The 22,398-nt window shown below is 74.0% G+C and carries 19 protein-coding genes and 1 pseudogene; 13 read left to right on the top strand and 7 right to left on the bottom strand.

What is annotated here, in order from left to right; all coding sequences use genetic code 11:
- The first annotated feature begins 11 nt into the window (after window positions 1-11).
- The 5 genes from ACIPM1_RS09480 to ACIPM1_RS09460 all read left to right on the top strand — a co-directional run bounded on the left by ACIPM1_RS09480 (window position 12) and on the right by ACIPM1_RS09460 (window position 6,567).
- Window positions 12-1,835: a thiamine pyrophosphate-requiring protein gene (locus ACIPM1_RS09480; RefSeq protein ID WP_402431222.1), complete on the top strand. Its 1,824-nt coding sequence runs from the start codon at window positions 12-14 to the stop codon at window positions 1,833-1,835.
- Window positions 1,832-2,941: an enolase C-terminal domain-like protein gene (locus tag ACIPM1_RS09475; protein WP_402431219.1), complete on the top strand. Its 1,110-nt coding sequence runs from the start codon at window positions 1,832-1,834 to the stop codon at window positions 2,939-2,941. Before ACIPM1_RS09480 ends, ACIPM1_RS09475 begins: the two co-directional genes overlap by 4 nt.
- An 18-nt stretch (window positions 2,942-2,959) precedes the next feature.
- Window positions 2,960-4,792 carry a glycoside hydrolase family 15 protein gene (locus ACIPM1_RS09470; protein WP_402431216.1) on the top strand — a complete coding sequence of 611 codons (1,833 nt, stop codon included), beginning with the start codon at window positions 2,960-2,962 and terminating at the stop codon, window positions 4,790-4,792.
- A 1-nt stretch (window position 4,793) separates the two neighbouring features.
- Window positions 4,794-5,855, top strand: a complete 1,062-nt coding sequence (locus ACIPM1_RS09465; protein ID WP_402431213.1) for an SDR family oxidoreductase — start codon at window positions 4,794-4,796, stop codon at window positions 5,853-5,855.
- A 100-nt stretch (window positions 5,856-5,955) separates the two neighbouring features.
- Complete coding sequence (locus tag ACIPM1_RS09460; RefSeq protein ID WP_402431210.1) at window positions 5,956-6,567, top strand: MarR family winged helix-turn-helix transcriptional regulator; 612 nt, start codon at window positions 5,956-5,958, stop codon at window positions 6,565-6,567.
- A 100-nt stretch (window positions 6,568-6,667) separates the two neighbouring features.
- Here the strand turns inward: ACIPM1_RS09460 and ACIPM1_RS09455 are convergent.
- A pseudogene (locus tag ACIPM1_RS09455) lies at window positions 6,668-7,548 on the bottom strand (aminoglycoside phosphotransferase family protein); the annotation flags it as partial.
- 221 nt (window positions 7,549-7,769) lie between these two features.
- On the opposite strand from ACIPM1_RS09455, the gene ACIPM1_RS09450 reads away from it, so the two are divergent.
- Entirely contained in the window at window positions 7,770-8,138 is a 369-nt protein-coding gene (locus ACIPM1_RS09450) for a cupin domain-containing protein (RefSeq protein WP_402431207.1), read from the top strand.
- 50 nt (window positions 8,139-8,188) lie between these two features.
- Here the strand turns inward: ACIPM1_RS09450 and ACIPM1_RS09445 are convergent, their stop codons facing one another.
- From ACIPM1_RS09445 to ACIPM1_RS09425, 5 genes are all read right to left on the bottom strand, one after another.
- Window positions 8,189-9,553, bottom strand: a complete 1,365-nt coding sequence (locus ACIPM1_RS09445) for a VWA domain-containing protein (protein WP_402431204.1) — start codon at window positions 9,551-9,553, stop codon at window positions 8,189-8,191.
- Window positions 9,550-10,407: a MoxR family ATPase gene (locus ACIPM1_RS09440; RefSeq protein WP_356181905.1), complete on the bottom strand. Its 858-nt coding sequence runs from the start codon at window positions 10,405-10,407 to the stop codon at window positions 9,550-9,552. The genes ACIPM1_RS09445 and ACIPM1_RS09440 overlap by 4 nt, the downstream gene beginning before the upstream one ends.
- A gap of 70 nt (window positions 10,408-10,477) precedes the next feature.
- On the bottom strand, window positions 10,478-11,155 hold the full coding sequence (locus tag ACIPM1_RS09435) for a lactate utilization protein C (protein ID WP_402431201.1): 678 nt from the start codon (window positions 11,153-11,155) through the stop codon (window positions 10,478-10,480).
- Window positions 11,152-12,648: a LutB/LldF family L-lactate oxidation iron-sulfur protein gene (locus ACIPM1_RS09430; protein ID WP_402431198.1), complete on the bottom strand. Its 1,497-nt coding sequence runs from the start codon at window positions 12,646-12,648 to the stop codon at window positions 11,152-11,154. Before ACIPM1_RS09430 ends, ACIPM1_RS09435 begins: the two co-directional genes overlap by 4 nt.
- A complete protein-coding gene (locus ACIPM1_RS09425; protein WP_402431194.1) occupies window positions 12,645-13,400 on the bottom strand; it encodes a (Fe-S)-binding protein in 756 nt (251 codons plus the stop codon). Before ACIPM1_RS09425 ends, ACIPM1_RS09430 begins: the two co-directional genes overlap by 4 nt.
- 395 nt (window positions 13,401-13,795) lie before the next feature.
- Between ACIPM1_RS09425 and ACIPM1_RS09420 the strand changes: the two genes are divergently transcribed.
- The 6 genes from ACIPM1_RS09420 (at window position 13,796) to ACIPM1_RS09395 (ending at window position 20,184) form a co-directional block, all read left to right on the top strand.
- The gene (locus ACIPM1_RS09420; RefSeq protein WP_402431191.1) at window positions 13,796-14,959 is read left to right on the top strand and encodes a metallophosphoesterase family protein; all 1,164 of its coding nucleotides are present in this window, start codon (window positions 13,796-13,798) and stop codon (window positions 14,957-14,959) included.
- Window positions 14,960-15,171: 212 nt separating this feature from the next.
- On the top strand, window positions 15,172-15,708 hold the full coding sequence (locus tag ACIPM1_RS09415) for a hypothetical protein (protein ID WP_402431188.1): 537 nt from the start codon (window positions 15,172-15,174) through the stop codon (window positions 15,706-15,708).
- 216 nt (window positions 15,709-15,924) lie between these two features.
- Window positions 15,925-17,229, top strand: coding sequence for an alpha/beta fold hydrolase (locus tag ACIPM1_RS09410; protein ID WP_402431185.1), 1,305 nt, complete (start codon window positions 15,925-15,927; stop codon window positions 17,227-17,229).
- Between the two features lie 218 nt (window positions 17,230-17,447).
- A complete protein-coding gene (gene sigJ, locus ACIPM1_RS09405; protein ID WP_356181953.1) occupies window positions 17,448-18,353 on the top strand; it encodes an RNA polymerase sigma factor SigJ in 906 nt (301 codons plus the stop codon).
- Window positions 18,354-18,411: 58 nt separating this feature from the next.
- A complete protein-coding gene (locus tag ACIPM1_RS09400) occupies window positions 18,412-19,254 on the top strand; it encodes an alpha/beta fold hydrolase (RefSeq protein WP_402431181.1) in 843 nt (280 codons plus the stop codon).
- A 45-nt stretch (window positions 19,255-19,299) separates the two neighbouring features.
- The gene (locus ACIPM1_RS09395) at window positions 19,300-20,184 is read left to right on the top strand and encodes a pentapeptide repeat-containing protein (protein ID WP_402431178.1); all 885 of its coding nucleotides are present in this window, start codon (window positions 19,300-19,302) and stop codon (window positions 20,182-20,184) included.
- On the opposite strand, the gene ACIPM1_RS09390 is transcribed toward ACIPM1_RS09395, so the two are convergent.
- A complete protein-coding gene (locus ACIPM1_RS09390) occupies window positions 20,146-21,666 on the bottom strand; it encodes a cytochrome P450 (RefSeq protein ID WP_402431175.1) in 1,521 nt (506 codons plus the stop codon). The genes ACIPM1_RS09395 and ACIPM1_RS09390 overlap by 39 nt on opposite strands.
- 121 nt (window positions 21,667-21,787) lie before the next feature.
- On the opposite strand from ACIPM1_RS09390, the gene ACIPM1_RS09385 reads away from it, so the two are divergent.
- Entirely contained in the window at window positions 21,788-22,396 is a 609-nt protein-coding gene (locus ACIPM1_RS09385; RefSeq protein ID WP_402431172.1) for a TetR/AcrR family transcriptional regulator, read from the top strand.
- The last annotated feature ends 2 nt before the right edge of the window (window positions 22,397-22,398 follow it).

Genomic DNA, 22,398 nt, shown 5'->3' with positions numbered 1-22,398 from the left:
GGTCTTCGAACATGTCGATGAAGGTTTCCGACCACGTCCTCGAGCGCCTGCGCGACTGGGGTGTGGAGCGCGTCTTCGCCTACCCCGGCGACGGCATCAACGGCCTGCTCGCGGCCTGGGGCCGGGCCGACGACAACCCCCGGTTCATCCAGGCGCGCCACGAGGAGATGGCCGCCTTCGAGGCCGTCGGCTACGCCAAGTTCTCCGGCCGGGTCGGCGTGTGCGCCGCCACCTCCGGCCCCGGCGCCATTCACCTGCTCAACGGCCTGTACGACGCCAAGCTCGACCACGTGCCGGTCGTCGCGATCGTCGGCCAGACCAACCGCAGCGCCATGGGCGGCTCCTACCAGCAGGAGGTCGACCTGCTGACGCTCTACAAGGACGTCGCCTCCGACTTCTGCGAGATGGTCACCGTCCCCGAGCAACTGCCCAACGTGCTCGACCGGGCGATGCGCACCGCCATGGCCCGCCGCTCGGTCACGGCCGTCATCCTCCCCGCCGACGTGCAGGAACTCGACTACTCGCCGCCCCCGCACGCCTTCAAGATGGTCCCCTCCAGTCTCGGCATGCCGCACTACGCGCCCGTGCCCACCGACGAGGACCTCGCCCGCGCCGCCGAGGTGCTCAACGCCGGTGAGAAGGTGGCCCTTCTGGTCGGCCAGGGCGCCCGCGGGGCCCGTCAGGAGGTCATGGCGGTCGCCGAACGCCTCGGCGCGGGCGTCGCCAAGGCGCTGCTAGGCAAGGACGCCCTGGACGACGACCTGCCCTACGTCACCGGCTCCATCGGCCTGCTCGGCACCCGGCCGTCGTACGAGCTGATGAGGGACTGCGACACCCTTCTCGTCATCGGCTCCTCCTTCCCGTACACGCAGTTCCTGCCGGAGTTCGGGCAGGCGCGGGCCGTGCAGATCGACATCGACCCGCACATGGTCGGCCTGCGCTACCCCTTCGAGGTGAACCTCGTCGGCGACGCCCGCGAGGCGCTGACCCGGCTGCTGCCGCTGCTGGAGGCGCGCAAGAACACGGCCTGGCGCAAGAAGGTCGAGAAGGACACCGCCCGCTGGTGGGAGGTCATGCAGCGGCGGGCCGCGGTCGACGCGGACCCGATCAACCCCGAGTACGTCGCCCACACCCTCAACGACCTGCTGCCCGACAACGTCATCCTGGCCTCCGACTCCGGCTCCGCCGCCAACTGGTACGCCCGCCATCTGAAGCTGCGCGGCGCCATGCGCGGCTCGCTCTCCGGCACCCTGGCCACCATGGGGCCCGGAGTGCCGTACGTCATCGGCGCCAAGTTCGCTCACGGCGACCGCCCGGCGATCGCGCTGGTGGGCGACGGGGCGATGCAGATGAACGGCATGGCCGAGCTGATCACCGTCGCCAAGTACTGGCGCGAGTGGGAGGACCCGCGCCTCATCGTGGCCGTCCTGAACAACCAGGACCTCAACCAGGTCACCTGGGAGATGCGCGCCATGGAGGGCGCCCCGCAGTTCCTGCCGTCCCAGTCGATCCCCGACGTCGCCTACGCCGACTTCGCCCGGCTGATCGGCCTGGACGGGATCCGGATCGAGAAGCCCGGCGACGTCCAGGGCGCCTGGGAGGCCGCGCTGGCCGCCGACAAGCCGTGCGTGCTCGACTTCGTCACCGACCCGGCCGTGCCGCCCGTCCCGCCGCACGCCACCCTCGACCAGATCGAGGCCGCGGCGACCTCGATCCTCAAGGGCGACAGCGACCGGGCCGGCATGGTCCGCCAGGGCCTGAAGGCCAAGGTGCAGGAGTTCCTGCCCGGCGGCCGGCACCGCGAGGACCGGCCCGGCGCGGAGGACGGGAAGTGAGCGACATCCCGGTCGTGGAGCGCGTGGACACCGCGGTGTTCACCGTTCCCACCGACGCGCCCGAGGCGGACGGCACCCTGAGCTGGGACAGCACCACGCTCGTCCTGGCCACCGTCCGCTGCGGCGACGTCACCGGCCTCGGCTGGACCTACGCCCCGCCCGCCACCGCCCGCGTGGTCGACGGCCTGCTCGCCGGCGTCGTCACCGGATCACCGGCCTGGGACGTACCGGGTACGAACGAGGCCATGCGGCGCGCGGTGCGCAACGCCGGCCTGCCCGGCGTGGCCGCCCAGGCGATCGCCGCCGTGGACGTCGCCCTGTGGGACCTCAAGGCCCGGCTGCTCGGCCTGCCGCTGGTCCGGCTGCTCGGCGCCGCCCGCGAGGACGTGCCGGTCTACGGCAGCGGCGGCTTCACCACCTACGACGACGAGCGGCTGGAGCGGCAACTGCGCGGATGGGCCGAGGAGGAGGGCATCCCCCGCGTCAAGATCAAGATCGGCGAGTCGTGGGGGCGCCGCGAGGAGCGCGACCGGCAGCGCGTGGGCAGGGCGCGCGCCGCCATCGGCGACCGGGCCGACCTGTACGTCGACGCCAACGGCGGCTACGACGCCAAGCAGGCCGTACGCGTCGGCCGGGCCCTCGCGGACCAGGGCGTGACCTGGTTCGAGGAGCCCGTCTCCTCCGACCACCTCACCACCCTCGCCCTGATCCGCGGGCAACTGCCCCTGGACGTCGCCGCCGGCGAATACGGCTACACGCTGCCGTACTTCGAGCACATGCTGGCCGCGGGCGCCGTGGACTGCCTGCAGGCCGACGTCACCCGGTGCGGCGGCATCACCGTCTGGCTGCGCGTCGCCGCCCTCGCCGAGGCCCGCGGCATCGCCGTCTCCGGGCACTGCGCCCCGCACGCCCACGCGCACGCCGCCGCCGCGGTCCCCAACCTGCGGCATCTGGAGTGGTTCCACGACCACGTGCGCATCGAGCGCCTCCTCTTCGACGGCTGCCTCAACCCGGACGGCGGCACCGTCGCGCCGGGCGCCGACGGCGCGCCCGGGCTCGGGCTGACCCTCGCCGGCGGGCGCGCACAGACCTACCGAGTGGGCTGAGACCAGGAGGCAGCACCGATGAGCAGCACATCCTTCCCGCCGCACGCGCTGCACGACTACGCGCTGCTGGCCGACGGGGAGCGCGGCGCCCTGATCGGGCCCGACGGCGCCGTCAACTGGCTGTGCGCGCCCACCTGGCACGACGACGCCGTCTTCGCCTCGCTCATCGGCGGCGCGGGCGTCTACGCCGTGACCCCGCGCGGGCGCTGGGTCCCGGGCGGCTACTACGAGGACGGCACGCTGATCTGGCGCAGCCGCTGGATCACCACCGACGGCGTGATCGAGTGCCGCGAGGCCCTCGCCCTCCCCGGCGAGCCGGGCCGCCTGGTCCTGCTGCGGCAGGTGCGCGCCGTCGAGGCGACCGCCCACCTCAGAGTCGTACTCGACCCGCGCGGCGACTACGGCCGCGCCCCCCTGACCTCCACGCACCGCGACGACGACGGCGTGTGGCACCTGCACACCGGCCGCCACCGGCTGCGCTGGCAGGGCGCCCCGTCGGCGACCGTCCGGGCCGAGGGGCTGACCGCCGATCTCGTGCTCCAGCCCGGCCAGAGCCACGACCTGGTCCTGGAGTGCTCCGACTCGCCGCTGCCGCACACCACGCCCCCGGCCGACCGGGCCTGGCAGGCCACCGAACGGGCCTGGCGGCGGGCCGTCCCCGCGCTGGAGCGGACCGCGGCCCCCGGCGACGCCCGGCGCGCCTACGCCCTGCTGCGCGGGCTGACCGCGCACGGCGGCGGCATGGTCGCCGCGGCCACGACCAGCCTGCCCGAGCGCGCCGAGGAGGGCCGCAACTACGACTACCGGTACGTGTGGATCCGCGACCAGAGCTACGCCGGACAGGCCGCGGCGGCCGCCGGCGCCCCGGAACTCCTCGACTCCGCGGTCCGTTTCGTGGGCGAGCGGCTGCTGGCCGACGGGCCCCGCCTGGCCCCCGCGTACACCGTGTACGGCACGCCCGTCCCCGGTCAGCGGGAGCTCGACCTGCCCGGCTACCCGGGCGGCTTCAGCCGGGTCGGCAACCACGTGGAGAAGCAGTTCCAGCTCGACTGCTTCGGCGAGGCCCTGCTGCTGTTCGCCGCCGCCGAACGGCACGGCCGGCTCGGCGGCGACGGCTGGAAGGCCGCCGAGACCGCGGTGCGGGCGGTCGCCGAGCGGTGGCGCGAGCCCGACGCGGGCATCTGGGAGCTGGACGACCGGCCCTGGACGCACAGCCGGCTCACCTGCGTCGCCGGGCTGCGCGCCCTGGCCGGCGCGGCCCCGGGCCGACCGCTCGCGGGCACCTGCGCCGACCTCGCCGCCACCCTGTTCGCCGAGACCGCGGCGACCTGTGTGCACCCCGACGGCCACTGGCAGCGCGCCCCCGGCGATCCCGCGGTCGACGCGGCCCTGCTGCTGCCCGCCCTGCGCGGCGCGCTGCCCGCCGGCGACCCGCGCGCCCGCGCCACCCTCGCCGCCTGCCGCGCGCAGCTCACCCAGGAGCACTTCGTCTACCGGTTCCGTCACGACGACCGGCCGCTGGAGGAGGCCGAGGGCGCGTTCCTGCTCTGCGGGTTCCTCATGGCGCTGGCCGAGCACCAGCAGGGCGACGCGGTCGAGGCGTGCCGCTGGTTCGAACGCAATCGCGGCGCCTGCGGGGCGTCGGGACTGTACGCGGAGGAGTTCGACATCGCCCAGCGCCAACTGCGCGGCAACCTCCCGCAGGCCTTCGTCCACGCCCTGTTTCTGGAGAGCGCCGCCCGCCTGGCCGAAGACCCCGCCCCGGGCCCGCCCCGGATCCCGCCGGGGACCTCGCCGCATCCCGCCCAGCGCCCCGAGCCGCCCGGGGCGCGCCGTCCAGCAAGGAGCTGACATGAACCAGACCGTCGTCATCACCGGTGCCAGCGCCGGCATCGGCCGCGCCACCGCGCGCCTGTACGCCGGGCGCGGCGCCAACGTCGTCCTGATCGCCCGCGGCCGGGCCGGGCTCGACGCGGCCGCGAAGGAGGTCGAGGCCCTGGGCGGCCGGCCGCTGGTCCAGGTCGCCGACGTGGCCGAACCGGACCAGGTGGAGGCCGCCGCCTCGGCCGCGGAGGAGTACTTCGGCCCGATCGACGTGTGGATCAACTGCGCGTTCAGCACCGTCTTCGCGCCGTTCGAGGAGATCACGCCGAAGGAGTACCGGAGGGCCACCGAGGTGACCTACCTCGGCTTCGTCAACGGCACCCGCACCGCCCTGAAACGGATGCTGCCCCGCGACCGCGGCACCATCGTGCAGGTCGGCTCCGCGCTGGGGGAGCGGTCGGTGCCGCTGCAGTCGGTGTACTGCGGGGCCAAGCACGCCATCAACGGCTTCACCTCCTCGCTGCGCACCGAACTGCTGCACCGCGGCAGCGCCGTGCACGTGACGATCGCGCAGATGCCGGCCGTCAACACCCCGCAGTTCTCCTGGGTGACCACCCGCCTGCCCCGGCACCCGCAGCCCGTCCCGCCCATCTACCAGCCGGAGGTCGCGGCCCGCGGCGTCGTGCACGCCGCCGACCACCCGCGCCGCAAGCAGTACTACGTCGGCGCCACCACGCTCGCGACGATCTGGGCCAACCGCCTCTTCCCCGCCCTGCTGGACCGCTACCTGGCCCGCACCGGGTTCGACTCCCAGCAGACGGACCGGCGCCCGCCCACCGGCGAGAGCAATCTCTTCGCGCCCGTCGACGGCACGGAGGGCACCGACCACGAGGCACACGGCATCTTCGACGAGGTCGCGCATCGCCGGTCCTTGCAGGCCGCCCTGGCCCGCCACCCCGCCGCCGTCGCCTCCGCGCTCGCCGTGGGCGCCGCCGCCACCGCCGGGGCAGCGCTCGGCAGGCGCGGCGGGCCGGGCGCGAGCGGGCACGGAGGAGCGCTCCGGCCGGGCCGCGTGAGGAGGAGGGGATGACCGCGGGGACGGCCGCCGTCCGGTGCCGTTGCCCTCTGCAATGATGCTCCGCACATGATCGTGTTCCGCCCGCCCGGGCGGACCGGCGCGAGGGGACACCATGCCGCAGCACCCCACCGAACCGGCCCCCACCGAACCGGCCCCCACCGAACCGGCCCCGGCCGAACCGGCCCCGGACGCTGGGCACCACGCGCTGGACCGCGAGGCCGAGGAACTCGGCACGGCCGTGATGGCGGCCTCCCGGCTCTTCGTGGCGATCTCCGCCCGCGCCCTCGCCTCCACCGCCGAGTCGCTCACCCTGCCCCAACTGCGGGCGCTGGTCGTGCTCGACACCTGCGGCCCGGTCAAGCTCGCCGCCCTCGCCGCCACGCTCGGCGTCAACCCCTCCACCGCGCTGCGCATGGTGGAACGGCTTGAGGCGCTCGACCTGGTCGACCGCAGGACCAACCCCGCCAACCGGCGCGAAGTCGTGCTGACCCTGACGTCCGCGGGGCAGGACCTGGTCACCCGGGTCCTCGCCCACCGCCGCGCGGAGGTCCGCCGGCTCGTGCAGCGGCTGCCCGCCGCGGAGCGCGCCGCGCTCGTCCCCGCCCTGCGCGCGCTGACGGCCGCGGCCGGCGAGTTGGCGGTGGAGTCCGCCGACCACGCCCGCACGGTACGCGACGTCGCCGACGACCCACTGGCCCCCGTGCCTCAGCCGGACAGCCCCTAGGGCCGAGGCGCGGGGCGCGGACCGGCCCCGTGACTCGCCCGGGTCCGCCGGGGTACTCGCCCGACGAAGCCCGGGACGCCCTGGCCCGAGCGCACCGACGGTTCTTGTCGCGGTAGTACGAGAGCTCGAGCAGCGCGATCGACAGCGCCCAGCCGCGCCTCCGCGCCCAGGCCGCCTCGCCCGTCCGGTCCGGCCGGCGCGCGCGGGGCGTCGGGTCCGTCTCCAGCGCGGCGCGGAACCGCGCCCGGCCGTCGGCCGGCAGCACGTACCAGGCCACGATCAGATCGACGGCCGGGTCGCCGAGCCCCAGGCACCCGAAGTCGATGACGGCGTTCAGCCGCCCGCGCGTCAGCAGCAGGTTCGCGGGTTGCAGATCGGAGTGGATCCACACGGGCGGCCCGTCCGGCGGCGGGGTGCACAGGGCCGCGTCCCAGGCGGCGGTGGCCTCCCGGACATCGATCACCTCGCGCAGCGCGGCGATGGCCGCACGGGTCTCGCCGTCCCGTGCCGCCAGGCGTTCACTGCGGTACGCGGGCGGCCCGCCCGCCGGGTCGACACGGTGCAGCGCGGTGACGAAATGCGCCAAGTCCCCTGCCAGCAGCGCCGGTTCGGTGAGGGCGCCGGGCTCGGCGATGTCCCCGTCGAGCCAGCGGTACACCGACCAGGGCCATGGGCAGCCCGCGTCCGGTGCGCCCAGGCCCAGAGGCTCGGGCACGGCCACCGGGAGTGCCGGGGCGAGCCGCGGCAGCCAGTGGTGCTCCTTGTGCACGTCGTCCGCCGCCCCGGGGGTGCGCGGGAGCCGGACGACCATGTCCCCCCCCCGAGCCGGTACATCACGTTGGACGTGCCCGCGGAGCGGACCCGGGCGAGCGGCAGCTGCGCCCACCGCGGGAACTGAGTGGCGATCAGCCGGCGCACGAGGGAGGGCGGGAACATCGGCTCACCGGGATGCAAGGTGTCGGTCTGGATGTCGGCACACATGGAGCGCAAGCAAACGGTGCGACCTCGTGACACGTCAACCGGTTGGGCGGCCTGCGGTGGGGCGGCCCCGCCCGGCCGGATGGCGTCGACCGGCCGGCGGGGAGACGATGAGAGCGAGGGCCGGGCCCCCGCCGCTCCTCTGTGCGCCTTCCCCCGAACTCCGCCCGGAGACGGAGACCGGCCCGGCCGGAGACCCCACGGCCGGAAGGGAGAACACCGTCATGCTGGAAGTGAAGACGGTCGACAAGCCGGACGAGCGACGCGACTTCCCCCGGGGTCACCTCGAGGCCGTCCACCTCACCGGGCTCGACTTCGCCGTGGCCACCTTCGAACCGGGCTGGCGCTGGACGGAGTCGGTCGGCCCGATCGCCGGCACGAAGAGCTGCCAGATCCACCACAACGGCTTCGTCGTCCAGGGACGGATGCGCCTCGTCATGGACGACGGCGGCGAGAGCGAGGTCGGCCCCGGCGACGTCTTCGTGTGCCCGCCCGGGCACGACGCCTGGGTGGTCGGCGACGAACAGGTCGTGGTGTACGACTTCGCGGGAGCCATGGCGCAGGAGTACGCCAAGAGGCCGTCCGACGGCTAGGACGAGGCTAGGACGACGACAAGGACGACGACAGAGTCGGACCGGCGACGTCAGATCGGCAGCAGCCGCGAGATCAGGGTCCCCAACTGGCGGACGGTGCGGCACTCGTGCATCTCCACCAGCTCGGCGTAGGCCGGCGCGGCGGAGTCGCCCGTGCCCCACTGGGCGCGGGGCTCGGGGTTGAGCCAGTACAGGCGGCGGGCCCGCCGGGCGATCTCCCGTACGGCCGCCAGGTTGGGGTCGCTCTGGTTGGTGCGGGCGTCGCCGAGGACGAACACCGTGGTGCGCGGGCCGACCGTGTCGCCGTACCGCTGCGCGAACTCGCCCAGCGGGACGCCGTAGTCGCTGCTGCCGTGCCAGCCGGTGAGCCGCGCCTCGGCCTGGATGCGGGCGCCGAGGCCCTCCGGGTCGACCGCGCCGTGCCGCAGCATCCCGGTCACCTCGTCGATCCGGTTGACGAACGCGAACACCCGGACCTTGCTGAACTGGTCGTGCAGCGCCTGCACCAGCAGCATCGTGAAGTCGGAGAACCCCGCCACCGAGCCGGAGACGTCGCACAGCAGCACGAGCTCCGGACGTGCGGGCCGGCGTCGGCGCAGCACCGGCCGCATCGGCACGCCGCCCGTCGAGAGCGAGCCGCGCAGCGTGCGGCGCAGGTCGATCGAACCGCGGGCGGCGCGGCGCCGGCGCGCGGCGAGCCGGGTGGCCAGCTTGCGGGCCAGCGGCTGTACGGTCCGGCGCAGCTCGGCGAGCCGGTCGCGGCCCGCGTACAGGAAGTCGACCCGGTCCGCGCTCGGCGCCACCGCCCGCCGCGCGATCTCCTCCCGCCCGCGCCGCTCGGCCACCCGGCGCCGCGCCTCCGCGCCGACCTGCCGGCGGAACTCCTCGATGCGGCGCCGGATCTCGTCGTCGAGCAACCGGTCGGCGAACCCGGCGTCGCCGCCGCCGGCCCGGATGCTCGCCCGCACCCGGGCCAGCAGCGTCTGCGGACGGATCCGGTCCAGCGTCTGGTACGCCGACCAGCCGTCCGACCCCGGTGCGGCACCGTAGCCGCCGAAGCCGTCGACCGCCTCGATCGCCAGCCGCTCCATCAGGGCCGTGTCGCCCGCGGCGAGGGCCTCGGCGAGCCGGTCGCGCAGCCCCTCACGGTCGGCGGGTCCTCCCTCCGGAGCGCCGACGCCGCGCGGGAAGTACAGGTCGAAGACCGGGTCGAACACCGCCCGCTGCGCGCTGCCGTGCAACAGCGTGGCGGCCAGGCCCTCGCGCAGCAGCTCGCGGTCCGCGAGGCCGAGCGCCTCGACCGAGCGCGCCGCGTCCAGGCTCTCCCCGGTGCCGACCCGGAGGCCGTGCGCCCGCAGCGCGCCGACGAACCCGGTGAGCCGGTCCGCGACCCCCGCCGGCGCGGAGGCGCTCATACCGCGTCCAGGTCGAGCTTGGCCGCCGCCTTCAGCACGTCCTCCTGGTGCTTGAGCAGGACGCCCAGGCTGTCGCGGACGACGCCCTCCTCCAGGGTGGCGGCGCCGAGGGCGAGGAGCGTGCGGGCCCAGTCGATCGTCTCGGCGACCGAGGGCGCCTTCCGCAGGTCCATCGCCCGCAGGGCGCCCACGACTCGCACTACCGACGCGGCCAGCGCCTCGTCGAGGCCCGGCACCTTCAGCGTCACGATGCGCCGCTCCAGCTCCTCGTCGGGGAAGTCGATGTGCAGGAACAGGCACCGGCGGCGCAGCGCCTCGGACAGCTCGCGGGTGGCGTTCGAGGTGAGCACCACGAAGGGGCGGCGGGTCGCGGTGACCGTGCCCAGCTCGGGGACGGTCACCTGGAAGTCGCTGAGCACCTCCAGCAGCAGTCCCTCCATCTCGACGTCGGCCTTGTCGGTCTCGTCGATCAGCAGCACCTTCGGGTCGTCGCCCCGGATCGCCGTCAGCAGCGGGCGGGTCAGCAGGAACTCCTCGCTGAAGATGTCCGTGCGTGTCTCGTCCCAGCTCTCGTCCCGGCCCGCGCTGATGCGCAGCAGCTGCTTGGCGTGGTTCCACTCGTATAGGGCGCGCGACTCGTCGACGCCCTCGTAGCACTGGAGCCGGACCAGCCGCGCCCTCGCGACCTGCGCCACGGCCTTGGCCAGCTCGGTCTTGCCGACCCCGGCGGGCCCCTCGACCAGCAGCGGCTTGCCGAGCCGGCCGGCCAGGAAGACGGTGGTGGCGACCGCGGGCGAGGCGAGGTAACCGGTCTCGGCCAGACGGGCGGAGACTTCGTCGACGGAACTGAACAACAGGGCCTCCAGCGCGGCGCGGGCGAATCTGCATCCGAGCCACTATCTAAGCGCTTGTTCAGCCCCTCTGTCACCCGGTCCGCGCCGCGGGCGTCCCGTCCGCCTCCTCCGTGACGAGGACCACCTCCAGCGTCCGCGGCCCGTGCACCCCTTCCACCCGGTCCAGTTCGATGTCGCTGGTCGCCGACGGTCCGGAGATCCAGGTCAGCGGGCGGGCCGGGTCCAGCCGGGCGAGCGCCTGGGGCACCGAGGAGACCACCTGGCCGGGGACCCGGACGACGCAGACGTGGTGGTCCGGGACGAGCGTGATGCGGCGGCGCCCCTGGTCCGCGGAGCCGTCGAGGACGATCGTGCCGGTCTCGGCGACGGCGACGGCGCAGCCGGTGACCACGCTGTCCACCCGGTCGAGCTCGCGGGCCGTGCTCTCCGCCCGGTCCGCGACCCGGGTGACCTCCGTCGCCGTCAGCCAGCCCTCGTCCAGTCCCGGCGGGACGACGACGGACGCCGCCCCTCGGTCGTCGAGCAGGCGGGCGATCAGCCCGGGCAGCCCCGCGGCGTCGGTCCGGTGCACCACCGCCCGGTAGTCCGCCAGGTTCTCCGCCAGCAGTTCCACCGTCCGGGCGGCGGTGCGCTCGCCGTGCTGCTGCCGGTAGTCCCGCGGTACGGCCTGCTCGTACGGCGTGTCGTCCGGTGGGACGTCCGACAGCGCGCGCCGCACCCGGCCCAGGATCCGGTCCCTGCTGCTCACTTCGCGCCGTCCTTTCCGCCGTGCGTGCGCTGCCACCAGTCGCGGAACGGCTCCGCCGGCACCGGCGGCAGGTCCCGGGTGCCGCTCCACGCCCGGCCGGGGCCCGGCAGGGTCCGCGGGTGGAAGCGGCGGGAGCGGGACGCCAGGCGCTGGCCGGTGCGCAGGGCGGCCGGGTGGGTGAACGCCCAGCGGGCCGCGCGCATCGCCGCCCGCTCGGCGGCATGGCCCTTGGCCGGCTTCAGCACCACCTTGTTGCCCTGCCGGGTCACCTCCCCGCCCTCGGCGACCCGCTCCCGCAGGTGCACCAGCACCTCGGGGATGTCGATGGCGACCGGGCACACCTCGTAACAGGCGCCGCAGAGCGAGGACGCGTACGGCAGTGAGGCGTCGATCTCGCTTGCGGTGCCCCGCAGTTGAGGGCTGAGGATCGCGCCGATCGGCCCCGGGTAGACGGATCCGTAGGCGTGGCCCCCGGCCCGCTCGTACACCGGGCAGACGTTGAGACACGCCGAGCAGCGGATGCAGCGCAAGGCCTGCCGCCCGACCTGGTCGGCGAGCGTGTCGCTGCGGCCGTTGTCCAGCAGCACCAGGTGGAACTCCCGTGGCCCGTCGGCCCTTTCGGCGTCCGTCGTGCCCGTCCACATCGAGGTGTACGGGTTCATCCGCTCGGCCGTGGAGGAGCGGGGGAGCGTCTGCAGGAACACCTCCAGGTCGCGCCAGGTCGGCACGATCTTCTCGATGCCGACCACCGAGATCAGCGTCTCGGGCAGGGTCAGGCACATCCGGCCGTTGCCCTCGGACTCCACGACCACCAGCGTGCCCGTCTCGGCGACGACGAAGTTGGCGCCGGAGATGCCGACCCGGGCGCGCAGGAACTTCTCCCGCAGGTGCAGCCGGGCCGCCTCGGCGAGTTCGGCGGGCGTGTCCGTCAGGCCCTCGGGGGCCGGGCGCCCCCACTCCTTCATCTCGGAGCGGAAGATGTCCCGGATCTCGCCGCGGTTGCGGTGGATGGCGGGGACCAGGATGTGCGAGGGCCGGTCCTTGCCCAACTGCACGATCAGCTCGGCGAGATCGGTCTCGTAGGCCCGGATTCCCGCCGCCTCCAGCGCCTCGTTGAGCCCGATCTCCTGCGTGGCCATCGACTTGACCTTGACGACCTCCGACTCGCCGGTGGCCCTGACCAGTTCGGTGACGATCCGGTTGGCCTCCTCGGCGTCGGCGGCCCAGTGGACGGTGCCGCCCGCCGCCGTGACCGTCTCCTCCACCTGCACCAGATAGCGGTCGAGGTGACGGAGCGTGTGGTCCTTGATCCGGCGGCCCGCCTCGCGCAGTTCCGCCCAGTCGGACATCTCCGCGACCGCCTTCGCCCGCTTGGCGCGGATGGTGTGCGTGGCGTGGCGCAGGTTGCCGCGCAGGGTCGGGTTCCGCACGGCCTCGTGGGCGGCCTCGGGAAAGGCCGGGAAGGCGGGCATGCCTACGAACGTCGTGTTCATGCTGCCCGTCCCTCCTCCGTGCTCGCCAGGATCTCCGCGATGTGCACCGGCCGCACCGCCGTGCGCAGCCGGGCCATGGTCCCGCCGAGGTGCATCAGGCACGAGTTGTCGGCCGCGCACAGCACCTCCGCGCCGGTCGACTCGGCGTTGCGCACCTTGTCGGCGCCCATCGCCGCCGAGACGTCCGCGTTCTTCACCGCGAAGGTGCCGCCGAAACCGCAGCACTCCTCGGCCCCCGGCAGTTCCACCAACTCCAGTCCGCGCACGGCCTCGAGGAGCCGCCGGGGCCGGTCGCCCAGCCCGAGGCCGCGCAGCCCGTGACAGGTCGGGTGGTAGGTCACCGTGTGCGGGTAGTACGCGCCGACGTCCGTCACCCCGAGCACGTCCACCAGGAACTCCGTGAGCTCGTACGTCTTCGGCACCACGGGCGCCAGCGTGGCCGCGAGCGTGTCCCCGCGCCCCTCGGCGCGCGCCCGTTCACCCATCCGCGGATACAGCTCCCGCACCATCGCCCCGCACGACCCGGACGGCGTCACGATCGCGTCGTAGTCCCCGAAGACGCCGGCGAAGTGCCGGGCGAGCGGCTCGGCCTCATGGCGGTACCCGGTGTTGTAGTGGGCCTGCCCGCAGCACGTCTGGGCCATCGGGAAGTCCACCTCGACGCCCAGTCTGGTCAGCAGGGCGACCACGGCGCGCCCGGTGTCCGGATAGAGCGTGTCGTTCACGCAGGTCAGGAACAGGGCGATGCGCATCGCGGCTCCTCGTGGTCGATCATCGGACGATGGCAGCCTAATTTCCGGGGACACCCCGGGACAGACCCCGGTCACGGCGCGGCGAGCCTGGCCTCGGCCGCCCACCGGGCCGCGTTGCCGTCGCGGCGGTCGGCCGGCGCCCAGGCCTCGGCGACCGCCCTGCGGTGGGGCAGGGCGAGGGAGCCGAGGCCCCAGGCCCTACTGGGCGTCCGGCGAGGCGACCGTGCGCGTGGTGGCAGCGCACCGTGCTTGGACCCGTAGCTCCTTCAAGCAGTCTCTGCGGTCGCCCGACGACGCGGACGGAGTTCACCCATCCGTCAGAGCGTGTTTGTGGCAACTGCCAGATCGACTGCTTAACGTGCGCTGACGGCCTCCGCAGTTGGAAGGAAACGCACATGAGACGCGCCACCAAGGTCTCCGCCGCAGCTGTCGGCCTGGCCGTCATCGCGGTCACCGGCACCGCCGTCGCCGCGGCGAACCGGAGCGACAACGATTGGCCCTACGCCCACCACCGCGCGGCGTCGTACACGCTGGCGGCTGTCGGCGACATCGCCTGCGAGCCCGACGACACCGAGAACGCCGGCACCCCGACGTCACTCAAGTGCGGCAGCCCGACTCTGGGCGGCATGAGCGCCGAGTTCGCCACCGCGAAGCAGGCCACGGACATGCGCCCCGACGCTGTAGCACTGATGGGCGACGAGCAGTACCAGGTCGGCAAGCTGACCGACTTCGAGCAGTCCTTCGAGCAGGCATGGGGCGGCCTGAAGATGCTCGAGCGTCCGTCGCCCGGCAACCACGAGTACTACCCGTACACCAAGAAGGGCGACAACGAGTCCGGGCAGAACGGTGCGGGCTACTTCGGCTATTTCAACGGCCACGACCAGGCCGGCACGCCGAACCCCCAGGGCCAGGCCGGCGACGACACCGCCGACAAGCAGGGGTGGTACTCCTACAACCTCGGCAACTGGCACGTCATCTCGCTCAACGCCGAGTGCAACTCCGACGCGTTCAACCACGACTGCTCCACGACGGACAACGGCCTCCTCGGCAAGGAGACCCGCTGGCTCTCGCAGGACCTGGCCGCCAACACGCGTCAGTGCACGATCGCGTACTGGCACCAGCCGACCTTCAGCGCCACGACGGCCTCGAGCGCCACAGTGCCCGCGTCCGCACCGGGCGCCGGAGGCACCGAGGGGGCAGCGACCGACGCGTGGTGGAAGCTCCTCTACCAGCGCCACGCCACGCTCATCCTCAACGGCCATGAGCACGCCTACGCCCGGCTGCGCCCGATGGACCCGGCCGGCCAGTCCGACCCGGCGCACGGCATCCCGGAGTTCATCGTCGGCTCCGGCGGCGAGGCCATCGACACCCTCGCCGGCACGCCGGGCAACTACGACAACCCCAACGTGGTCACCGCCCAGGCCGGCGCCTTCGGTGTCATGAAGCTCATCCTCAAGTCCCACAGCTACAGCTGGGACTACAAGCCGGTCCTGCCGGGCCCCGGCTTCGACTCCACGGCGCTGCAGTACCACGACTACGGGAGCGGCGCCTGCAAGTGAGACCACCGGTGTGGCGGTTCGGGTCCAGGATCAGCGGGAGGTCGAGTCGGGAGATGAGCGGTGACTCCACGGTGCACGGTTTCCTCTGCTCGACCCAGGTCCGGCGCAGCGCAGTCTTGATGATGTCTTGATGCGCGGCCGGTTGTCCCCGGGTGCCGCACCGTGTTGGATCTTCTCTGCCCGAGCGGGTGTCCGGGCAGAGAGCTGGGACGATGACTGGGGACGCCGGACCCGGGCTGATGAGGGTGGTGTACTTCGAGCAGACGTCTGCGCTGATGACGGGCGCGGGCGTGCTGTTGTCCGAGGGGTTGCTGGTGGCCTTGATCGGGACGCCCGACCGGCTGGAGATCCTGCTGGTGGGCACAGTCGCGGTCGCTCTGGTGTCCCTGGCGTTGGTTCCCTTCGGTTTCCGTCTGCCTGCCCGGCTCCGCCGTAAGTACGAGCAGGCTGTGCAGATCGACACCCTCGGTCAACCGTGCGCCGGGCGGGATGCGGCGCGAGGGCTGTCACTACGGTGCACGGCCGGATTCGTCGGGGCGGGAGTCTGCTGGATGGTGCTCATCGCGCTCGCGTCCCGCGAGCTGATGCCGCCCGTCATGTTGGTTCCCGTCGCCGTGACCCAGTGGGCGCGGTCCCGGGCGACAGCGCGGTGGGAGCGGGAGAACGGTGCAGCCCTGTGGCAGGGCGTCCCCGGGGTCCTGGGCGCCCGGGGTCCGGTCTACCGAGTTGCGGCGGATGCCGGGGCGTGAACCCACGACCTCTTCGTCCCGAAGCACTTGAACAGGTTGCCGACCTTGCACCGGCGCTCACCTGACCGGCTGCGCTGGTCCTCAGCGTTTCCGCTGGTGACGGAGGCTTCAGGCACCTGACACAAGGCGCCCCGGCAGGATGCGAACCTGCGCACGCGGCTCCCGGGCCGTGTGCTGAACTGGGACGCGGCCCGTCCGTCCGTCCCGGGAGATCCGTTGACCGTGAGCTACCGCCAGCCCGGCGTCGTCCTCACCGACCGCCACTTCACCGTCCCCCTCGACCACGACGACCCGGCGGGGGAGACCATCGACCTCTACGCCCGCGAGGTCGTGGCCGGGGACAAGGCGGGCAAGGACGACCTGCCGTGGCTGGTCTACCTGCAGGGCGGCCCGGGGTTCGGGGCGAATCGCTTCGTCGGCAAGCAGGCCTGGCTCGGCCGCGCCCTGGAGGACTACCGCGTCCTGCTCCTGGACCAGCGCGGCACCGGCCACTCCACCCCCGCCAACCGCCAGACGCTCCCGCTGCGCGGCGGCCCCGCCGAGCAGGCCGCCTACCTCACGCACTTCCGCGCGGACGCCATCGTCCGCGACTGCGAGGCGATCCGCCCGCAGGTCACCGGTGGCGCCCCCTGGGCCGTACTCGGCCAGAGCTTCGGCGGCTTCTGCACGGTCCACTACCTCTCCACGCACCCGGAGGGCCTGAGCACCGCGCTCGTCACCGGCGGACTGCCCTCCCTCGACGCCCACGCCGACGACGTCTACCGGGCCGCCTACCCGCGCGTCGAACGCAAGGTCGCCGCCCACTACGCCCGCTACCCGCAGGACGTGGACCGCGCCCGCCGCATCGCCGACCACCTCCTCACCCACGACGTGGTGCTCCCGAACGGCCACCGCTTCACCGTCGAGGCCTTCCAGTCGCTGGGCATCCTGCTCGGCGGCGGCGAAGGCAGCCACCGCCTCCACTACCTCCTGGAGCACGCCTTCGTCCGCGCCGCGGACGGATGGACCCTGTCCGACGCCTTCCAGGAGGAGACGCAGGGACTGCTGTCGTACGCCGGCCATCCCCTGTACGCGCTCGTCCACGAGGCGATCTACGGCCAGGACACGCGCCCCACCGCCTGGGCCGCCGAGCGGGTCCGCGCCGAGTTCCCGCAGTTCGACGCCGCCAAGGCCCTCGCGGGCGACGGGCCGGTGCTGTTCACCGGCGAGTCCGTGCACCCCTGGATGTTCGACTGCGACCCCGCGCTGCGCCCGCTCCGCGAGACCGCCGAACTGCTGGCCGCCCACACCGGCTGGAAGCCGCTGTACGACCCCGCCCGCCTCGCCGCCAACGAGGTCCCGGTCGCCGCGGCCGTCTACCACGACGACATGTACGTCGACACCGCCCACTCCCTGCGGACCGCCCGCGCCATCCGCGGCCTGCGGACCTGGGCCACCGACGAGTTCGAGCACGACGGCGTGCGCGCCGGCGGCCCGCGCGTCCTGGACCGGCTGCTCGCGCTCGCCCGCGACGAGGTCTGAGAACCGCCCGGCCGGTGATCCCGGCCGGCGCCTAGGATGATCCGGACGGGCCGGGTGACCGGGTGATCGGGTGACTGACGGACCGTAGGGCCGGCGGACTGCGGACTGCGGACTGCGGACTGCGGACTGCGGACCGGGGATCCGGCGGACCGACGGACACGCACACGCCGGACACGGCACACGGCACACGGCACACCGAACACGGGGCGGGGGACGGGATGGCCGGCACGGGGGACGAGGAAGTCCTGGCGGGGCGCTTCGAGGAGCACCGCGCCCATCTGCGGGCGGTCGCCTACCGCATGCTCGGCTCACTGCCGGAGGCCGAGGACGCGGTCCAGGAGACCTGGCTCAAGCTCACCCGCACGGACCCGGACGCCGTCGAGAACCTGGGCGCCTGGCTCACCACCGTGACCGGCCGGGTCTGTCTCGACCTGCTGCGCGCCCGGAAGGCACGGCGCGAGGAGCCCATGGACGACACCTTCGTCCCCGACCCCGTCGTCCGGCCCCTGCCCCGCACCGACCCGGAGCAGGAGGCGCTCCGGGCCGACTCGGTGGGCCTGGCCATGCTCGTCGTCCTGGAGGCCCTGCAGCCGGACGAACGGCTGGCCTTCGTGCTCCACGACCTGTTCGCGGTCCCCTTCGACGACATCGCGCCCATCGTGGAGCGCACCTCGGCCGCCACCCGGCAGCTCGCCAGCCGGGCCCGCCGCCGGGTGCAGGGCGCCGCCCCGTCCGCCGAGACCGACCTCGGACGGCAGAAGGAGGTGGTCGACGCCTTCCTCGCGGCCTCGCGCGAGGGCGACTTCGAGGCGCTGGTCGCCGTCCTCCACCCCGACGTGGTGCTGCGGGTCGACGCCGGTGCGCTGCTCCGGGGCGCCGCCACGTCCAAGGTGGTCCAGGGCGCGAGGACGGTGGCCGCGCAGGCGCTCACCTTCGCCCCGTACGCCCGGGCCGTCCGGCTGGTGCTGGTCAACGGCACGGTCGGGATGGCCACCGCGCCCGAGGGGCGGCCGCTGTCGGTCATGGGCGTCACCGTCGCCGACGGCAGGATCACCCGCATGTACGTCCTGGCCGACCCCGAGCGGCTCGAACACCTCGGTCTGGCAGCGGCGTTGGAGGACTGAGCGGCCGCGCAAGGTAATCCGGTTGCGAGGCCGGGACCGCCACTGCGAGGGTCCTTCCATGATCGCCTTCTCCGCGCACGACGGCACTCGTCTCGCCCTCCACCTGAGCGGCCGGGGCGGGCCGCCCGTGATCTGCCTGCCGGGCGGTCCCGTGCGGGCCTCGGCCTACCTCGGGGACCTCGGCGGTCTGCCCGCCCACCGGCGACTGGCCCTGCTGGACCTGCGGGGCAGCGGAGGGTCCGCCGTCCCGCGGGACCCGGCGAGCTACCGCTGCGACCGGCTCGTCGACGACGTGGAGGCGCTGCGCGAGCACCTCGGTCTGGACCGCGTGGACCTGCTGGCGCACTGCGCCGGCGCGAACCTCGCGGTGCTGTACGCGGCCCGCCACCCGGAGCGCGTCGGGAGGCTGGCGCTGATCACCCCGAGCGTGGCCGCCGTCGGCATCACCGTCACCGCGGAGGCCCGGCTCGCCACGGCGCGGCTGCGCGAGGACGAGCCGTGGTTCCCGGCGGCGTACGCGGCCCTGGAGGAGGTCGTGGCGGGCCGGGCGACCGGCGATCACTGGGCGGCCGTCGCCCCGTTCCTGCACGGTCGTTGGGACAAGGCCGCGCAGGATCTCGACGCGGCCGACGCCGAGGAGAGGAACGGTGACGCCGCGCCCGTGTACGCCGCCGAGGGCGCCTTCGACCCGGACGCCACCCGCGCGGCGCTCGCCCGGCTCGACGCGCCCGTGCTCGTCCTCGCCGGCGAGGTCGACCTCAACTCCCCGCCGCCCGCGATGGCCGAGTACGCCGAGCTCTTCCCGCAAGGCCGCCTGGTCATCCAGCCCGGCGCCGGGCACCACCCGTGGCTCGACGACCCCGAGCGGTTCGTGGCCACCGTCGCCCCGTTCCTGCGGTGACCCGGCCGTCCCGGGTGCCCGGCACAGGTCAGTAGGGTGGACGTCATGTCGGATCCGACCACCGCCCGCCCCGAACGAGGCCACGCGGATCACGCGGATCACGCGGACGGCGGGCCCGGCCGGGCGGCGCTGCGCGGCGACTGCGCGCGCTGCTTCGGGCTGTGCTGCGTCGCCCTGCCCTTCGCCGCCTCCGCGGACTTCGCACTCGACAAGCCCGCCGGGACGCCCTGCCCGAACCTCCGGGACGACCACCGCTGCGGCATCCACGCGCGGCTCAGGCAGCGGGGGTTCACCGGCTGCACGGTCTACGACTGCTTCGGCGCCGGGCAGAAGGTCTCGCAGGTCACCTTCGGCGGCCGGGACTGGCGTACGGGATCCCGGGAGGACGCCCGGCGGATGTTCGAGGTGTTCCCGGTGGTCCGGCACCTGCACGAACTGCTCTGGTACCTGACCGAGGCCCTCGCCCTGCCCGCCGCCCGTCCGGTCCACGCCGACCTGCGCCGGGCCCTGGCGCGGACCGAGGAGCTCACCCGCGGCACGCCCGGGGAACTCGCCGCGCTGGACGTCGGCGCGCACCGGCAGGAGGTCAACGTCCTGCTGCTGCGCGCCAGTGAGCTGGCCCGCGCCGGGGTGCGCGGACGGAAGAAGGACCGGCGCGGCGCGGACCTGATGGGCGCCCGCCTCAGGGGGGCGGACCTGCGCGGGGCCACCCTGCGCGGCGCCTACCTGATCGCCGCCGACCTCACCGGCGCCGACCTGCGCGGTGCGGACCTGATCGGCGCCGATCTGCGGGACGCCGACCTCACCGACGCCGATCTGACGGACGCGTTCTTCCTGACCCAGCCGCAGATCGACGCGGCCCGGGGCAGCGCCGGCACCCGGCTGCCGGCCTCAGTCGGCCGCCCCGCGCACTGGACGGCGCGTGTCTGAGGCGGCGCTCCCGGGAACCGGCACGGGCGCGGGGGCGGTGACGGGCGTCCGCCGCTCCAGCCGTAGCCGCAGGCCCTCCGGCATGAGGGTCAGCCGCTCGGTCACCCTCAGCCGGTAGGCCGGGTCGGCCCGCAGGTCGTAGCGGCGCAGCAGCAGTCCGAGGACCAGCGTCGCCTCGTGCAGCGCGAACTGGCGGCCGATGCACGCCCGGGCTCCGGTGCCGAACGGCTTGAACACGTGCGGCGGGCGGGCCCGTACGGCCCGCGCGTCGAACCGGTCCGGGTCGAACCGCTCCGCGTCCGGGCCCCACACGCCGGGGTCCCGGTGCAGCATCGGCGTCAGCACCAGGGTCCAGGCGCCCCGGCGCATCGGATGCTCCCCGGCCAGCACCGTGTCCTGCCGGGCCTCCCGGGCGAAGGCGGGCGCGGTCGGCCACAGCCGCAGCGACTCGTCGAGCACCCGGCGCACGTAGCGCAGCTTGGCCACCTGTTCGTAGCCGGGCGCCGCCTCGGTGCCCCAGACCCGGTCGACCTCGTCCCGGGCGCGGGCGGCCACCTCCGGATGCCGGGCGAGGTAGTGCAGGGCGAAGGACAACGCGCCCGAGGTGGTCTCGTGGCCCGCCACCAGGAAAGTGATCACCTGACGGCGTACGTTCTCCGGCGACAGCCGCTCCCCGGTCTCCGGATGGGCCACCTCCAGCATCCGGTCCAGCAGGTCGCCGTCCCCGCCCGCCGTGCGGCGGGCGCGTACGAGGTCGTCGACCGTGCGGTTGAGGTAGTGGATGTCGGCGGCGTTGCGGCGGGTCGCACCGCGCAGCAGGACCGGGGCGAGTGGGGCGGGGACGGTGTTGAGCCGCTGCGCGTAGCTGAGCGTGCCGACCATCGCGGTGACGAACGGGTGCGGGCGGGCGCGTTCGAAGGAGCCGAAGTCGTGCCCGAAGCCGGTGCGCGCGATGGTCTCCAGGGTCAGCTTGGTCATGTCGCCGGGCACGTCCACGGTGCGACCGGCGGCCAGCTCGCGGTCCCAGTGGTCGGTGAGCCGCCCGGTCACGTCGAGCATCATCACGTGGTAGCCCGCCATGGCCTCCCGGCTGAAACCGGGCGCCAGGACGTCATGGGCGAGCTGCCAGTTGGGCTCGTGGTTGTACGCCGTGAAGAGGCCGTCCCCGGCGACCGGCCGCAGGTTGGCGACGCCGAGGCCCACGTGCTTGGCGAACCGCGCCTCGTCGGCGAGGTCGGCGACCAGCCCCGCGCCCCACACGAACACGAACTCGTTGCCGAACGCCTTGCGGCGGAAGATCGGGCCGAGCGCGCGGGCGTGGCGCATCGAGTCCTGCACCGGCGTGCGCCGGTCGGCCCCGAGCACGTCGCCGAGCAGGGGGACCCGGCGCGGCGGGTGCGGAATGCGGTGCAGCTCGGGCCAGCCCTGTTCCGCGCCGCGAAACCCCCTCGGCAGCCCGGCCGGCGTCCTCGTCTCCGCCATGACGCGATCTCCCTTGATCCAGCGGACCGTCGAGCGGGTGCTCCGCTCGTGTTGTACGTCGGTTCAATAGCGCGCTTCAGTCTGGTCCGGTTGTTGAACCGGCGTCAAGTAAAGTGCGGGCATGGCCGCGAACCAGGGGGAGCGCACGCGCCGCCGGCTCAGCACCGAGGAGCGCAGGGAGCAGCTGCTGTCGGTGGGGGCGCGGCTGTTCTCGGAGAGTCCGTACGACGACGTGTGGATCGAGCAGGTCGCGGAGATCGCGGGGGTCTCCCGGGGGCTGCTCTACCACTACTTCCCGACCAAGCGGGACTTCTTCGCGGCCGTCGTGGAGCGGGAGAGCGAGCGGATGCTGCGGATGACCGCGGCCGTGCCCGGAACGCCGGTGCGCGAGCAGCTCACGGCGGGTCTGGACGCCTACCTGGAGTACGTCCAGGCCCACGCGCACGGCTACCGCGCCTTCCACCGCGCCGACGCGGCGGGCGACCAGGCCGTGCGCCGGGTCTACCAGCGGGCCCTCGCGGCTCAGGAGCGGCAGATCCTCGACGCCCTCGCGGCCGACCCCGAGTTCGGCCCGCTCGCCGCCCGGCGCCCCGACCTGCACCTGGCCGTCCGCGGCTGGCTCGCCTTCACCACCGCCGTCTGCCTGGAGTGGCTGCGCGGCCCCGGCCTGCCGCGCGCACAGGTGCGCGACCTGTGTGCCAGGGCCCTGCTGGGCGTTCTGGCGGACTGAGC

The organism is Streptomyces sp. NPDC086766 (assembly GCF_044746005.1).
Lineage (GTDB): Bacteria > Actinomycetota > Actinomycetes > Streptomycetales > Streptomycetaceae > Streptomyces.
This window is presented reverse-complemented; position numbering and strand designations above follow the sequence as displayed.

What these genes read in the sequence shown, in the direction of transcription:
- ACIPM1_RS09480 (WP_402431222.1), top strand. Translation starts at nt 12, where the DNA reads ATGTCGATGAAGGTTTCCGACCACGTCCTCGAGCGCCTGCGCGACTGG.
- ACIPM1_RS09470 (WP_402431216.1), top strand. Translation starts at nt 2,960, where the DNA reads ATGAGCAGCACATCCTTCCCGCCGCACGCGCTGCACGACTACGCGCTG.
- ACIPM1_RS09465 (WP_402431213.1), top strand. Translation starts at nt 4,794, where the DNA reads ATGAACCAGACCGTCGTCATCACCGGTGCCAGCGCCGGCATCGGCCGC.
- ACIPM1_RS09460 (WP_402431210.1), top strand. Translation starts at nt 5,956, where the DNA reads ATGCCGCAGCACCCCACCGAACCGGCCCCCACCGAACCGGCCCCCACC.
- ACIPM1_RS09450 (WP_402431207.1), top strand. Translation starts at nt 7,770, where the DNA reads ATGCTGGAAGTGAAGACGGTCGACAAGCCGGACGAGCGACGCGACTTC.
- ACIPM1_RS09445 (WP_402431204.1), bottom strand. Translation starts at nt 9,553, where the DNA reads ATGAGCGCCTCCGCGCCGGCGGGGGTCGCGGACCGGCTCACCGGGTTC.
- ACIPM1_RS09430 (WP_402431198.1), bottom strand. Translation starts at nt 12,648, where the DNA reads ATGAACACGACGTTCGTAGGCATGCCCGCCTTCCCGGCCTTTCCCGAG.
- ACIPM1_RS09425 (WP_402431194.1), bottom strand. Translation starts at nt 13,400, where the DNA reads ATGCGCATCGCCCTGTTCCTGACCTGCGTGAACGACACGCTCTATCCG.
- ACIPM1_RS09420 (WP_402431191.1), top strand. Translation starts at nt 13,796, where the DNA reads ATGAGACGCGCCACCAAGGTCTCCGCCGCAGCTGTCGGCCTGGCCGTC.
- ACIPM1_RS09415 (WP_402431188.1), top strand. Translation starts at nt 15,172, where the DNA reads ATGACTGGGGACGCCGGACCCGGGCTGATGAGGGTGGTGTACTTCGAG.
- sigJ (WP_356181953.1), top strand. Translation starts at nt 17,448, where the DNA reads ATGGCCGGCACGGGGGACGAGGAAGTCCTGGCGGGGCGCTTCGAGGAG.
- ACIPM1_RS09400 (WP_402431181.1), top strand. Translation starts at nt 18,412, where the DNA reads ATGATCGCCTTCTCCGCGCACGACGGCACTCGTCTCGCCCTCCACCTG.
- ACIPM1_RS09395 (WP_402431178.1), top strand. Translation starts at nt 19,300, where the DNA reads ATGTCGGATCCGACCACCGCCCGCCCCGAACGAGGCCACGCGGATCAC.
- ACIPM1_RS09390 (WP_402431175.1), bottom strand. Translation starts at nt 21,666, where the DNA reads ATGGCGGAGACGAGGACGCCGGCCGGGCTGCCGAGGGGGTTTCGCGGC.
- ACIPM1_RS09385 (WP_402431172.1), top strand. Translation starts at nt 21,788, where the DNA reads ATGGCCGCGAACCAGGGGGAGCGCACGCGCCGCCGGCTCAGCACCGAG.